Source organism: Mycobacterium sp. NGS49, assembly GCF_059812565.1.
Map to the genome: position 1 here is coordinate 25,248 of NZ_JCALCX010000014.1, position 14,017 is coordinate 39,264.

Annotated in this window: 11 protein-coding genes; 8 read left to right on the forward strand and 3 right to left on the reverse strand. The window is 67.5% G+C overall.

Translation table 11 applies throughout. The annotated features are described in order from the left end of the window. Nucleotides 1–92 precede the first annotated feature (92 nt). From AC5Y7D_RS16155 to AC5Y7D_RS16165, 3 genes are read left to right on the forward strand one after another with little or no spacing between them, the layout of a single operon-like run. Nucleotides 93–2,360, forward strand: a complete 2,268-nt coding sequence (locus tag AC5Y7D_RS16155; RefSeq protein WP_499925700.1) for a polyribonucleotide nucleotidyltransferase — start codon at nt 93–95, stop codon at nt 2,358–2,360. Beyond that, nucleotides 2,338–3,669, forward strand: coding sequence for a M16 family metallopeptidase (locus AC5Y7D_RS16160; RefSeq protein WP_499925702.1), 1,332 nt, complete (start codon nt 2,338–2,340; stop codon nt 3,667–3,669). Before AC5Y7D_RS16155 ends, AC5Y7D_RS16160 begins: the two co-directional genes overlap by 23 nt. Before the next feature lie 4 nt (nt 3,670–3,673). Further along, nucleotides 3,674–4,702, forward strand: coding sequence for a nitronate monooxygenase (locus tag AC5Y7D_RS16165; protein ID WP_499925704.1), 1,029 nt, complete (start codon nt 3,674–3,676; stop codon nt 4,700–4,702). On the opposite strand, the gene ald is transcribed toward AC5Y7D_RS16165, so the two are convergent. Beyond that, nucleotides 4,699–5,817: an alanine dehydrogenase gene (gene ald / locus AC5Y7D_RS16170; RefSeq protein WP_499925705.1), complete on the reverse strand. Its 1,119-nt coding sequence runs from the start codon at nt 5,815–5,817 to the stop codon at nt 4,699–4,701. The two genes, AC5Y7D_RS16165 and ald, sit on opposite strands and share 4 nt — an antisense overlap. A 67-nt stretch (nt 5,818–5,884) precedes the next feature. On the opposite strand from ald, the gene aldR reads away from it, so the two are divergent. The 5 genes from aldR to AC5Y7D_RS16195 all read left to right on the forward strand — a co-directional run bounded on the left by aldR (nt 5,885) and on the right by AC5Y7D_RS16195 (nt 10,706). Further along, nucleotides 5,885–6,400 carry an HTH-type transcriptional regulator AldR gene (aldR, locus tag AC5Y7D_RS16175; RefSeq protein ID WP_499925707.1) on the forward strand — a complete coding sequence of 172 codons (516 nt, stop codon included), beginning with the start codon at nt 5,885–5,887 and terminating at the stop codon, nt 6,398–6,400. 28 nt (nt 6,401–6,428) lie between these two features. After that, nucleotides 6,429–6,890 carry an SRPBCC family protein gene (locus tag AC5Y7D_RS16180; RefSeq protein WP_499925709.1) on the forward strand — a complete coding sequence of 154 codons (462 nt, stop codon included), beginning with the start codon at nt 6,429–6,431 and terminating at the stop codon, nt 6,888–6,890. 64 nt (nt 6,891–6,954) lie between these two features. After that, a complete protein-coding gene (locus AC5Y7D_RS16185; protein WP_499925711.1) occupies nt 6,955–7,872 on the forward strand; it encodes a metal-dependent hydrolase in 918 nt (305 codons plus the stop codon). 3 nt (nt 7,873–7,875) lie between these two features. Next, nucleotides 7,876–9,615: an SDR family oxidoreductase gene (locus AC5Y7D_RS16190; protein ID WP_499925712.1), complete on the forward strand. Its 1,740-nt coding sequence runs from the start codon at nt 7,876–7,878 to the stop codon at nt 9,613–9,615. A gap of 8 nt (nt 9,616–9,623) precedes the next feature. Further along, a complete protein-coding gene (locus AC5Y7D_RS16195) occupies nt 9,624–10,706 on the forward strand; it encodes a PDR/VanB family oxidoreductase (RefSeq protein ID WP_499925715.1) in 1,083 nt (360 codons plus the stop codon). Here AC5Y7D_RS16195 and AC5Y7D_RS16200 read toward each other — a convergent pair. After that, a complete protein-coding gene (locus AC5Y7D_RS16200) occupies nt 10,703–12,475 on the reverse strand; it encodes an alpha/beta fold hydrolase (protein ID WP_499925716.1) in 1,773 nt (590 codons plus the stop codon). The two genes, AC5Y7D_RS16195 and AC5Y7D_RS16200, sit on opposite strands and share 4 nt — an antisense overlap. A gap of 73 nt (nt 12,476–12,548) precedes the next feature. Further along, nucleotides 12,549–13,925, reverse strand: coding sequence for an HNH endonuclease signature motif containing protein (locus AC5Y7D_RS16205; protein WP_499925718.1), 1,377 nt, complete (start codon nt 13,923–13,925; stop codon nt 12,549–12,551). Nucleotides 13,926–14,017: the final 92 nt, after the last annotated feature.

The window sequence follows — 14,017 nt, forward strand, 5'->3', positions numbered from 1 at the left end:
GATCTCTGGTTTGCTCCGCAAGGAGCTGATCTCTTTCCGGTTCGCGTGGACCCGCGAAACAGCTGAATAACCAGAGAGGCCGCACTGACGTCATGTCTGCGACTGAAATTGAAGAAGGCGTCTTCGAGTCGACTGCCACCATCGACAACGGAAGCTTCGGTACCCGCACCGTCCGGTTCGAGACGGGACGCCTGGCCATGCAGGCCGCCGGCTCGGTGGTCGCCTACCTAGACGAAGAGAACATGCTGCTGTCGGCGACCACCGCCAGCAAGAACCCCAAAGAACATTTCGACTTCTTCCCACTGACCATCGATGTCGAAGAGCGGATGTACGCCGCGGGACGCATCCCGGGCTCGTTCTTCCGTCGTGAGGGCCGTCCGTCCACCGACGCGATCCTGACCTGCCGGCTCATCGACCGGCCGCTGCGCCCGTCGTTCGTGGACGGCCTGCGCAACGAGATCCAGGTCGTGGTGACGATCCTGAGCCTGGACCCGAACGACCTGTATGACGTCCTGGCGATCAATGCCGCCTCGGCATCCACCCAGATCTCCGGCCTGCCGTTCTCCGGACCGGTCGGCGGCGTCCGGGTGGCGCTGATCGACGGCACCTGGGTCGCTTTCCCCACCGTCGAGCAGCTCGAGCGGGCGGTGTTCGACATGGTCGTGGCCGGCCGCAAGGTTGACGGAGACGTCGCGATCATGATGGTCGAGGCCGAGGCCACCGAGAAGGTCATCGAGCTCGTCGAAGGCGGTGCCCAGGCGCCGACGGAAACCGTGGTCGCCGAGGGTCTCGAGGCCGCCAAGCCGTTCATCGCCGCGCTGTGCACCGCGCAGCAGGAACTGGCCGACGCCACTGGAAAATCGGGCAAGGTGGCGAAAGAGTACCCGACATTCCCCGACTACGAGGAAGACGTCTACTACTCGGTGGAGTCGGTGGCCTCCGACGAACTGGCCGCGGCGCTGTCCATCGGCGGCAAGGCCGAGCGCGACAAGCGCACCGACGAGCTCAAGGTCCAGGTCCTCGAGCGGCTGGCCGGCACCTACGAGGGCCGCGAGAAGGAGATCGGCGCCGCGTTCCGTGCGCTGACCAAGAAGCTGGTTCGCCAGCGCATCCTCACCGACCACTTCCGCATCGACGGGCGCGGCACCACCGACATCCGCGCGTTGTCGGCCGAGGTCTCGGTGGTACCGCGGGCGCACGGCAGCGCGCTGTTCGAGCGCGGCGAAACCCAGATACTGGGGGTGACCACCCTGGACATGGTCAAGATGGCCCAGCAGATCGACTCGCTGGGGCCCGAGACCTCCAAGCGCTACATGCACCACTACAACTTCCCGCCGTTCTCCACCGGTGAGACCGGCCGGGTCGGTTCGCCCAAGCGCCGCGAGATCGGGCACGGCGCGCTCGCCGAGCGGGCCCTGATTCCGGTGCTGCCCAGCGTCGAGGAGTTCCCGTACGCGATCCGGCAGGTGTCCGAGGCCCTGGGCTCCAACGGTTCGACGTCGATGGGATCGGTCTGCGCGTCCACGCTGGCGCTGCTCAATGCCGGTGTGCCGCTCAGGTCGCCGGTGGCGGGCATCGCGATGGGGCTGGTGTCCGACGATGTAGAGGTCGACGGAAAGACCGAGCGTCGGTTTGTCACCCTGACCGACATCCTGGGCGCCGAGGACGCGTTCGGCGACATGGACTTCAAGTGCGCCGGCACCAAGGACTTCGTCACCGCCCTGCAGCTGGACACCAAACTCGACGGGATTCCCTCGAAGGTTCTGGCCGGCGCGCTCGCCCAGGCCAAGGACGCGCGGCTGACCATCCTCGAGGTGATGGCGGAGGCCATCGACCGGCCCGACGAGATGAGCCCGTACGCCCCCCGGGTCACCACCATCAAGGTCCCGGTGGACAAGATCGGTGAGGTCATCGGGCCCAAGGGCAAGGTCATCAACGCGATCACCGAGGAAACCGGCGCACAGATCTCCATCGAGGACGACGGCACCGTGTTCGTGGGCGCCACCGACGGCCCGTCCGCCCAGGCCGCGATCGACCGGATCAATGCCATCGCCAACCCGCAGCTGCCGACGGTAGGCGAGCGGTTCCTCGGAACCGTGGTCAAGACCACCGATTTCGGTGCCTTCGTGTCGCTGCTGCCCGGGCGTGACGGCCTGGTGCACATCTCCAAGCTCGGCAAGGGCAAGCGCATCGCGAAGGTCGAGGACGTGGTGAACGTCGGCGACAAGCTGCGGGTCGAGATCGCCGATATCGACAAGCGGGGCAAGATCTCGTTGGTCCTGGTGGACGACGACGATTCCGCTGCGGCTCCGGAGGACTCAGGAGCGGCTCCGGCCGATGCCGCGTCGGTCAGCAGCTGATCCCGGGGGCGGCCCGCAGCGGGGCGCGGGGGGTGTGCGCCGCACCACGTTGCCGGGCGGTCTGCGGGTCGTCACCGAATACCTGCCCGCGGTGCGCTCGGCGTCGGTAGGGGTGTGGGTGGGAGTGGGCTCCCGCGACGAGGGCACCACCGTGGCCGGAGCCGCGCACTTCCTCGAGCATCTGCTGTTCAAGTCGACCCCGACCCGTTCGGCGGTGGACATCGCGCAGGCGGTGGACGCCGTCGGCGGTGAGCTCAACGCCTTCACCGCCAAGGAACACACCTGCTACTACGCGCATGTGCTGGACGCCGACCTGGCGCTGGCGATCGACCTGGTCGCCGACGTGGTGCTCAACGGCCGGTGCGCCGCCGAAGATGTGGAACTGGAACGCGACGTGGTCCTCGAGGAGATCGCGATGCGCGACGACGACCCCGAGGATGCGCTGGCCGACTTGTTCATGACGGCGCTGTTCGGTGACCACCCGCTGGGCCGACCGGTGATCGGCAGCACCGACTCGGTGTCGGCGATGTCGCGATCCCAACTGCACTCGTTTCACCTGCGCCGGTACACCCCGGAGCGGATGGTGGTGGCGGTGGCCGGCAACGTCGAGCACGACGAGGTCGTCGCGCTGGTGCGCGAGCACTTCGCGGCCCGGCTGGTCCGAGGGCGGCGGCCCGTGGCGCCGCGCAAAGGCGCGGGCCGGGTGACCGGCGATCCCGGCCTGGTGCTGGGGCGCCGCGACGCCGAGCAGACGCACGTGTCGCTGGGGGTGCGCACGCCGGGGCGCGGCTGGGAGCACCGCTGGGCCTTGTCGGTGCTGCACACCGCGCTGGGCGGCGGCCTGTCCTCGCGGTTGTTCCAGGAGATCCGTGAGGCGCGGGGGCTGGCCTACTCGGTCTACTCGTCGCTGGACATCTTCGCCGACAGCGGCGCGCTGTCGGTGTACGCCGCCTGCCTGCCCGAACGATTCGCCGACGTCATGAAGATCACCACCGCGGTGCTGGAATCGGTGGCCCGTGACGGCATCACCGAGGACGAATGTCGCATCGCCAAAGGTTCGCTGCGCGGCGGACTGGTGCTGGGCCTGGAGGATTCCGGCTCCCGGATGAGCCGGATCGGCCGCAGCGAACTGAACTACGGCGCCCATCGCAGCATCGAGCACACATTGCGGCAGATCGCGCAGGTCACCGTTGATGAGGTCAACGCGGTCGCCCGGCGCCTGCTGACCAAGCAGTACGGCGCCGCTGTTCTCGGTCCGTACGGCGCGAAACGATCGCTGCCCCAACAACTTCGAGCGATGGTAAGTTAGCCCGATGGTTTTGGGTTTCTGGGACATTGACGCGCCGATCGTGGGTGCGCCGATGGCCGGTGGCCCGGGCACCCCGGCCCTGGCCGCGGCGGTGTCGAACGCCGGTGGGCTCGGTGTCGTCGCCGGCGGTTATCTGACCGCGGAGCAGTTCGCCGACGACATCGTGGCCGCCCGAAAGGCCACCACCGGGCCGATCGGTGTCAACCTGTTCGTGCCCCAGCCCAGCGTCGCCGACTGGGTGCAATTGGAGTACTACGCCGAAGATCTCGAAGAGGTCGCCGACCACTACCGCGTCGAAGTGGGTCGCCCAGAGCACGGCGACGACGACGACTGGAAACGCAAGCTCGAAGTGGTGGCCGATATGCGCCCGGAGATGGTGTCGTTCACCTTCGGCGCCCCGCCACCGGATGTCATCCGCATGTTGAGCGCGCAGGGACTACTGGTGTCGGTGACGGTGACGTCGGCCTACGAGGCCGGGGTGGCCATCGCCGCCGGCGCGGACAACCTGGTGGTCCAGGGCCCCGCGGCCGGCGGACATCGCGGCACCTTCGCACCGGACATGGAGCCGGGTGCGGAGTCGCTGGACCAATTGCTGGACCGCATCGGTAGCTCGCACGACGTGCCGCTGATTGCGGCCGGTGGCCTGGGCACCGTCGAACAGATCGCGGCGGTGTTGCGCAGGGGTGCGGTGGCCGCTCAGGTCGGTACCGCACTGCTACTGGCCGATGAAGCCGGCACCCACCCGGCCTATCGAGTCGCCCTGAAGAACCCGGAGTTCGACTCGACCGTGGTCACCCGGGCGTTCTCCGGCCGCTACGCGCGCGGCCTGGCCAACAACTTCACCCGGTTGCTCGATCACGTTGCGCCGCTGGGTTATCCGGAGGTGAACCAGATGACCAAGCCGATCCGGGCGGCCGCGATCCAGATGGAGGATCCGCACGGCACCAACCTGTGGGCGGGCGAGGCCTACCGGCAGGCGCGCAGTGGGCCCGCGGCCGACATCGTCACCGCATTGGCGCCCTACATCCGTTAACCGGCCAGCACCCCGGCCGCAGCGGTGAACGGCAGCCCGAGGTCTTCGGCCACATGGTCGGCCAGCAACGCCCCGGCATGGGTCGAAAGCCCTTTGGCCAGAGCGGGATCCGAGCGGCACGCCGCCCGCCAGCCCAGGTCGGCCAGCCTCAACACATAGGGCATGGTGGCGACGGTCAGCGCGTAGGTCGACGTCTTGGGTACCGCACTGGGCATATTGGCCACGCAGTAGAAAAGCGTGTCGTGCACCGCGAAGGTGGGCTCGTCGTGTGTGGTCGGGCGGGAGTCCTCGAAACAGCCACCCTGGTCGATGGAGATGTCCACCAGCACTGCCCCCGGCTTCATCTGTGCCACAAGTGAATTCGGGATCAGGCTGGGCGCCTTTGCGCCCGGGACGAGTACCGCCCCGATCACCAGGTCGGCGCGGGTGACCGCGCCCTCGAGTTCGTAGGCCGACGAGTAGCGGGTGCCGATGCGGCCGGCGAATTCCGCATCGAGTAACCGGAGCTTGTGCAGGTTGACGTCGAGCACCATGACGGATGCCCCCATGCCGGAGGCGACCCTGGCGGCGTTGTAACCGGCTGTGCCGCCGCCGATCACCACGACGTCGGCGGGTTTCACGCCGGGCACCCCACCCATCAGGGCGCCGCGGCCACCCTGGGTCCGCATCAGGTGGTATGCGCCGACCTGAGCGGCGAGGCGCCCGGCGACCTCGCTCATCGGAGCCAGCAGCGGCAACGATCCGTCGGCGGTCTGGACCGTCTCGTAGGCGATCGACGTGGCGCCGGAGGCCAGCAGCGCGTCGGTGCACGAGCGCGAGGCGGCCAGGTGCAGATAGGTGAAAAGGACTAACCCGGAACGCAGGTGCCCGTACTCGGCCGGCATCGGTTCTTTGACCTTGAGCACCAGCTCGGCGTCGGCCCACACTTGTGCCGCGGTGTCGGCCAGTACGGCACCGGCCGCTTTGAACTCGGCGTCGGAGATCGCTGAACCGTCCCCGGCGCCGGCCTGCACCAGTACTTCGTGGCCGTGCTGCGTCAGTTCGGCAACTCCGGCCGGGGTGATCGCCACCCGGAATTCGTTGTTCTTGGTTTCGGTCGGTATGCCGATGCGCATGAGCCAATTTTGAAGAAACTATCCAAATATGGCAACAGTAACGAATTATCTTCTATAGATTCGCCTGATGACCGACATTTCAGTCAAGGGCACGGTCGAAACCGGCGGGAGCCCGAAGGATGTTCGCCCGGCCGATCTTGATGACGTGGACCGGCGGATTCTCAATCTCCTCCGCGGTGATGCCCGGATTACCAACGCCGCGCTGTCTGCCGCTGTCGGTATCGCGCCATCGACGTGTCATGGTCGGGTGCGACGCCTCGTGGAGATCGGCGTGATCCGCGGCTTCTACGCCGACATCGACCCGGTGGCGGTGGGTTTGTCGTTGCAGGCGATGATCTCGGTGAAGCTGCAGTCCGGCGCACGCCGGAAGATCCGCGGTTTCATCGAACAGATCCGCAGCAAGCGGCAGGTCATCGATGTTTATTTCCTCGCCGGCGCCGACGATTTCATCCTGCACGTCGCGGCGCGCGACACCCAGGACCTGCGTTCATTCGTGGTGGAGAATCTCAACGCCGACGCCGACGTGGCAGGGACTCAAACGTCATTGATCTTCGAGCATCTGCGTGGGGCGGCGCCGATCTAGCGGGCAAAAGCCTGGCTATGATCAGCCCATGAGCGAGCCCTCCGCGACCGCGACCGTGCAGATCGACGCCAGCCCCGAAGCGGTGTACGGCCTGCTCACCGACCTGCCGACGTTGGCCGAACTGGCCGAGGAGACGGTGTCGATGGAGCTGCGCAAGGGTGACGCGGTCACCGAGGGGGCGGTGTTCGTCGGGCACAACGAGAACGGCGGCAAACGCTGGGCGACGAAGTGCACAGTCACCGACGCCGAACCCGGCCGGGTCTTCGCCTTCGATGTGCGGCACATGGTGTTCCCGATCGCCCGCTGGCAGTACGACATCGTCGCGGCCGACGGCGGCTGCCGGGTCACCGAGAGCACCTGGGACCGGCGGCCCGGTTGGTTCGCCAAACTGGCCGTGCGGGCCACCGGGGTGTCCGACCGGACCGCGGCGAACCGCAAGCACATCGAGCTGACGCTGCAGCGCCTCAAGCAGCGGGCGGAGCAAAGGTAGTACCGCGGGTATCGCATACTTGGGTCATTTCAGTACACTTGCCGGGCGAGGCAAGGGGGCCGTGATGACCACAGTTGACGATCGGGCGGTAGGTCCGCATTCCAGCAAATCGGACGCCGCCGACCATGAACGCCTGGTACTGGAAGCTCGCGATGTCGAGTTCGACTGGGCGAATCTGCCATTTCACTACGTTCCGGGCGAACCGATGGCCACCCACGTGCTCAACGTGCTGCACCTGCTGCTGCCCGCGGGCGAGGAGTTCTTCGTCGACGTGTTCAAGAAGGCGCTCCCGCTGATCAAGGACGATCAACTGCGCCTCGACGTGCAGGGATTCATCGGCCAGGAGGCAATGCACTCCCAGGCGCACTCGGGCGTACTCGCCCACTTCGACGCGCAGGGCATCGACCTGAAGCCGTTCACCGACCAGGTGCGCTGGCTGTTCGAGAAGCTGCTGGGGGAGAAGCCGCATCGCAGCCAGCGCCGCCAGCACAGCTGGCTGCTGGAGCAGGTCGCGTTCATCTCGGCGATCGAGCACTACACCGCCGTGCTGGGCGAGTGGATCCTGGACTCGCCGGAGCTTGATGAGGTGGGCACCGACCCGATGATGCTGGACATGCTGCGCTGGCACGGGGCCGAAGAGGTCGAGCACAAAGCCGTGGCATTCGACACCATGAAGCATCTGCGGGCCGGGTACTGGCGGCAGGTGCGGGCCCAGCTGGCTGTGACGCCGGTGCTGACGTTGTTGTGGATCCGGGGGGTGCGGTTCATGTACTCGGTGGACCCGTGCGTACGGCCCGGCACCAAGGTGCGCTGGCGCGACTTCCTGCGGGCCGCACGACGCGGTCTGGTGCCTAAACCGCGGCGCTTGATCGGGGTCGTCGGGTCCTATTACCGGCCGGGCTTTCACCCGTCCCAGCTGGGCGGACTGGAGCGGGCCGTCGACTACCTGGCGGTGTCGCCGGCCGCCCGCGCATCGCACTGAAACATGGCTGTTGTCAGAGCTTCTGACGGCGTCGCCCTGGCCGTGCACCCGTACAACGAGGTCGACCCGGCGCGCCCGACCATCCTGGCCATCCACGGCTATCCGGACAATCATCACGTCTGGGACGGCGTGGCGGAGCTGCTTGCGCAGCGCTACAACGTCGTCGCTTACGACGTTCGAGGTGCCGGTGAATCGGCTTCTCCGGCCAGTAGATCCGGCTACCGGCTGGAGCAGTTGGTAGCCGACATCGGTACCGTGATCGACAGCTTGGGCGTCGAGCAGGTGCACCTGTTGGCACATGACTGGGGCTCGGTGCAATCGTGGTCGGCGGTCACCGACGACACGGTCCGGGCCAAAGCCGCTTCCTTCACCTCGATCTCGGGCCCGCACGTGCGGCATATCGGGCGGTTCGTGCGCTCGGCGCGCAAGCCACGCGACATCACCGCGGTGGCCCGGCAGGCCAGTTCGTCGGTGTATGTCGGGTTCTTCCTGAGTCCGTTGTTGCCGGAGGTGTTCTTCCGGTCCCGGCTCGGAGTGAAGGTCGTCGAGAACCTGGAACGTTTCGGCAGGTCGAGCACGCTGAGCCGCCGTGCCAAGTCTCCCCGCGCGATCGGCGACTATCTCAACGGTCTGAACCTGTACCGCGAAAACCTGCCGGCCCCGCTGGTGTCGCCGGGCCCCGAGTTGCCCCAGACCACCGTCCCGGTACAGGTACTGGTCCCACTCAAGGATCTGTTCATCACGCCGGCCCTGCAGCGCTACGTCGGGGCGATTCCACCGACCGGCAGGGTGGTTCCGGTCCAGGGCGGGCATTGGGTGGTCACGTCGCGCCCTGACGTCATCGCGCGGCTGACCGGGGAGTGGATCGACCGGGTCGTCGAGGGCATGCCGGCCGGCGAGTCGGAGGTGCGAGGTGGCCCCCGCGAGGTGAGTGGCAAGAAGGCGCTGGTGACGGGGGCGGGCGCCGGCATCGGGCGCGCCACCGCGGTGGAGTTGGCCCGCCACGGTGCCGCCAAAGTGGTGGTCGTGGACCGGGACCTCGGTGCGGCCGACGAGACCGCGGATGCCGTCCGTGCGGCCGGCGCCCAAGCGGCCGTCTACCAGGTCGACGTCACCGACGAAGACCAGGTGAATCGGCTTGCGGCACAGGTGCATGACGAGCACGGCGTGGTCGACATCCTGGTGAACAACGCCGGCATCGGGATGGCGGGGCGATTCCTGGAGACGACGTTGCGACACTGGGACGACATCATGGCGGTCAATGTGCGTGGTGTCATCACCGGCAGCCGGGCGTTCGCTGCTCAGATGGTGGAGCGCGGCGAGGGCGGAACGATCATCAACCTCTCGTCGGCCGCGGCGTTCCTGCCGTTCAAGTCGATGGTGGCCTACAGCACGACGAAGGCGGCGGTGCTCGGGTTCAGCGAGGCGCTGCGTGCCGATCTCGCCGACGAGGGCATCAGCGTCACGGCCGTGTGCCCGGGTTTCGTCAACACCAACATCGCCAAGAGCACGGTCTACGCCGGTATGTCGGCACAGCAACAGGAGCAGGCCCGGGCGAAGGCGGACGCCGCCTACCGGCGGCGTAACTTCACCCCTGAGGCCACCGCCAAAGCCATTGTCAAGTCCATCAAGACCGGGCCCGCCGTGCTGCCGGTCGCCCCGGAGTCCAGGCTCGGTTATGCAATGCGGCGTATCAGCCCCTCGGCGATCCGGCTGCTGGCCCGGCTGGAAATCCGGCAATAGTGGGGAATGTGATTGTGGCGGAGAGCATTTGGACCAGTCGGCCCGCCGACCTGTACGGGCGCCGCGACCACGATCGTTTCTTCACGGCGCTGTGGGGCATTCGCACCATGATGGGCGGGCTTTCCGCGGCTTCGCGGTGGAAGCCCTCGCGGGTGGTGCCGGTGCCGCGCACGCACCGCGCGAGGATCATCGAACGCAGACTTGTCGCTCCCGATGTGGTCGCGCTGACGCTGGCCGACCGGGACGGCGGACTGTTGCCCTCGTGGACGCCGGGCGGGCACATCGATGTGCAGCTGCCCTCGGGCCGTCGCCGGCAGTACTCGCTGTGCGGACCGCCCGGGCGCCGGACGGACTATCGCATCGCGGTGCGCCGCATCGCCGACGGTGGCGGCGGCTCAATCGAGATGCACGAGGCCTTCGACGTGGGCGACCCGCTGGTGTTCGAAGGCCCGCGCAACGCGTTCTACCTCGGATCATCCGAGCGCGACGTGTTGTTCGTGATCGGCGGCATCGGGGTGACGCCCATCCTGCCGATGATGAGGGTCGCCGCCCGGCGCGGAATCAACTGGCGCGCAGTCTATGCCGGCCGTAGCCGGGAGTATATGCCGCTGTTGGACGAGGTGCTGGCGGTGGCGGGCGAGCGGGTCACGGTGTGGGCGGATGACGAACGCGGCGGGATCGCATCGATGGGTGACCTGCTGGCCGGTGCCGGGCCGACGACGGCGGTGTACGTCTGCGGACCGGCCGCCATGCTGGAGGGGGTCCGCCTGGCCCGCAACCAACACGCCAGTGCCCCGTTGCATTACGAACGGTTCAGTCCGGCGCCGATCGTCGACGGTGCTCCCTTCGAGCTGGAGCTGGCGCGTTCGCGTCAGGTGCTCAGTGTCCCGGCTAACCGCTCGGCCCTCAGTGTCATGCTTGACCGCGATCCGACGACGGCGTACTCCTGCCGACAGGGGTTTTGCGGCACCTGCAGAGTCAAAGTGCTTGCCGGGCAGGTCGATCGACGGGGACGCACCGCCGAGGGCGACGACGAGATGCTGGTATGTGTCTCGCGTTCGGACGGCGGCCGGCTCGTGATCGACCGCTAGAACACTTTCCGCTCGGTGAGAACGTCGGCGTAGGCGGCAATGTCCGCGGCGAACAACGCCGGTTGCTCGAAGGCGGCGAAATGTCCGCCGCGTTCTTGCACGGAATAGTGCACGAGGTTGTAGCGCGCAGCAGCCCATGCCCGCGGTGTCTGCAGGATCTCGCCGGGGTAGACGGCATAACCGGTGGGAACGTCGACGCGGCCGGCCCACTCGCTGAGCGGACCGGTGCCGGCTCGCGCTGATTCGCAATACAGGCGTGCCGCGGAGGTACCGGTGCCGGTGAGCCAGTAGAACATCAGGTTGTCGATGAGCCGATCCGTACCGATGGGCATGCCCTCGGCAAGGTCGCACCAGGCGTGGAACTTCTCGAGTATCCAGCCGGCCAGGCCCAGCGGTGAGTCGTCCAGGCCGAACCCCAGCGAATGCGGCCGTGTGGACTGCAATTCCATGTAGGCGGTGCCGTCTTTGATCCGCTCGACACCGGCGGCGACGGCCGCCCATTCCGCTTCGGTGACATTCGCCAGCAGTTCGGGGTCGTTCTGGTCGGGCGGTGCGAAACACATGTTGGTGTGGATCGCGACGGCGTATTGCGGGTAGTGCTCACCGAGATGACGGGTGACCAGTGCCCCCCAATCGCCGCCTTGCGCCAGATAGCGTTCGTATCCCAGCTGGGCCATCACGTCGGCCACGGCCGCGGCGACCCGCGCGACGTCGACCCCGCGCTCCCGGGTGGGGCCGGAGAAGCCGTAACCCGGCATCGATACCAAGACCACGTGAAAGCGCTGCCGCAGCAGCGGCAGCGCATCGAGAAATTCGACGATCGAACCCGGCCAACCGTGCGTGATGACCAGTGGGATGGCGTCCTTACGCTCTGACCTGGCGTGCACGAAGTGCACCCGCTGCCCGGCGGCCTCGGTGACGAAGGAGCCGGCCGCGTTGACCTCGGCTTCGGTGGCCCGCCAGTCATAGTGGTGCAGCCAGTGCTCGATGACGTTCTTGAGGAAGGTCTGGTCGGTGCCGTAATCCCAACCCGCATCGGCGATTTCGGCCGGCCAGCGCGCCGTGTCGAGACGGTGGCGGAGATCGTCGAGCGTTGCCTGGGGTACATCGAGGGGATAGGGCCGGATTCGGGCGTCGACGGCCCGGGCGCTCGGCGCGGTGACGGGTGGCGCGATCAACGAGACCACCGGGGCCGGCCCCGGCGGTTCCGCAACGGCGGGATGCGCGACCGCCTGCTCGCCGCCGGCCGCTGCGGGCTCCGCACGGTAGAGGCGGTAGCCCACGTGCGGCACGGTCACGCCCGGCAGCGGCTTCCACACGTAGGTGCGGTCGTCGAGTTGGAAGCCGTTCTTCTCGTAGAAGTTGCGCGCCTTCTGGTTCTTGTCGGCGCACCACAGGATGATGTCGTTGTCCGGATAGGTGCGCAGCGCCTTGTTCAGCAGCATGCCGCCGATGCCGTGCCGCTGATTGTCCTCGACGATGTAGAGCGCATCGATCTGAATGTGCTTGGGATTCGACAGGTCCGGACCGAACATCGTCATCCCCAGCAGTTTGCCCCGCGCCTCGGCCATCCACAGCTGCCAGCCGCCCCGTTTGAGCGTCGTTGGATAGAACGTGTCGACCCAGGTCTTCGGCGTGCTGATCATGTCCAGCACGTGCATGGCCACGATGCCGTTCCAGGACTGTCGCCACACCGGATAGTGCATCGCCGCCACCCGGGCGTAATCCTTCGGTTTGGCCTCGCGGATCCGGATATCGCTGGATCTCACGTGCGCACCCCTTTCCGACGTCTCGACCGTCTCAGCCTAGAGAGGCGCCGTTGCGCCGCCTGCTGCCGCATGCCTACGGCCCGGCCCGTTCGTCGTCGTTGTCGTTGAGGAGGCGTTCGGGGTGGTGATAGTCGTTGGTGCGGGGTCCGCCGCGGTCGAAGTGCGCGGGTGGGGTCCACGCGGTGCGGTGGTTGGGGAGTTTCCTTGTGTTCCAGCCTTTCCCGACGAGTTTGTGGTTGGGTGCGCAGGTCAGGGTGAGGGCGTCGATGTCGGTGCGTCCGCCGGTGGCCCATTCGTGGATGTGGTGGACTTCGCACTTGTCGGCGGGCACGTCGCAGCCGGGGAAGGTGCAGCCGCGCTCGGCGGCGAACAGCGCCAGGCGTTGGTCGGCTGAGGCGATGCGGCGGCTGCGCCCGAGGTAGAGGGGCCGGTTGGAGTGGCCGTCGAAAACGGCCAGGTAGTTGTAGGCGCGTCCGGCCATGGCGATGAGGTCGCGCATCGGGATCGCGGTGCCACCGGCGGTGACACCCTGCCCGGTGGCGCTGCTCAGCTCCTGCAGGGTGGTGGAAACCACCTCGGTGACAGGTAAACCGTTGTGCCGGCCGAGGGCGGGGTCGCCGAGCTGACGGCGCAGCAGGATGTTCAGGGCGTCGTGTTGGCGTTGGCCAGTGCTGCGGGTGTCGGTGGCCGCGGCCTCGTCGCCGGTTTCGTCGGTGGACGAAGGGTTCTGGTCGTTGTCGGGGTGGCACATGCCGGGGGCGGCGAAGCGGGCCAGCCACGCCTCGATGCTGGCGCGCAGTTCTGGGGTGGCGATGAGGGTGGCTTCACTCATGCCGTCGGCGCGTTGGCGTTTGAAGGTAAAGCTGCGCTGACGGGCACGGTCTCGGTCGGAGAACTTGCCGTCCGGGTTGATCAGGATGGCGGCGCGTTTCGCGGCTTTGTCGAGTTGGTCGGGGCGAAGTTGGGTGGCGTGGTGGGCCAGGAAGGCCTCGGCCTGCTCGACGACGGTGACCGCAACGTCCTCGGGTAGGTCGCGGACGAAGGTTTGGATGACGCGCAGGTGTTCGGGGTCGAGCAGTCCCCGGCGCCACGCCAGGGCGGTGGCCGGCAGCTCGGGAGGTAGTTGCTGGCCGGTCAGAGTGGTGCGGGGGGAGAGTTGGGCGGCGTCGCGGATGCGGCGGCGGGCTTCGGTGTATGTGATGCGGCACCAGTCGGCGACGACCTGGTGGGTGGGTCCGCCGATCTCGGCGGGGTCTTGGGTCGCGAGGCCGGCGATGATGTCGTGGCTGATCACGGCCTGCTGGCGGCGCGAGGTCTCCAGACGTTGCAATGCGCGGCATCGCACGACGGGGTCCAATATCCGGTGTTGCAGTTGACGGAGTCCGGCGACGGCTGCGTCGAGTGCGTCGAACGCGGTGACCACCTCAGCCGGCGCCGTTATCGCACTCATGTTCGAATTCTATGGCGCGCCCGGCGTGCCGCGCCGCTCGGGAAGCACGGCCTGTGGACAAACACCCAACTGTGGACAAAACCCACCGCAGT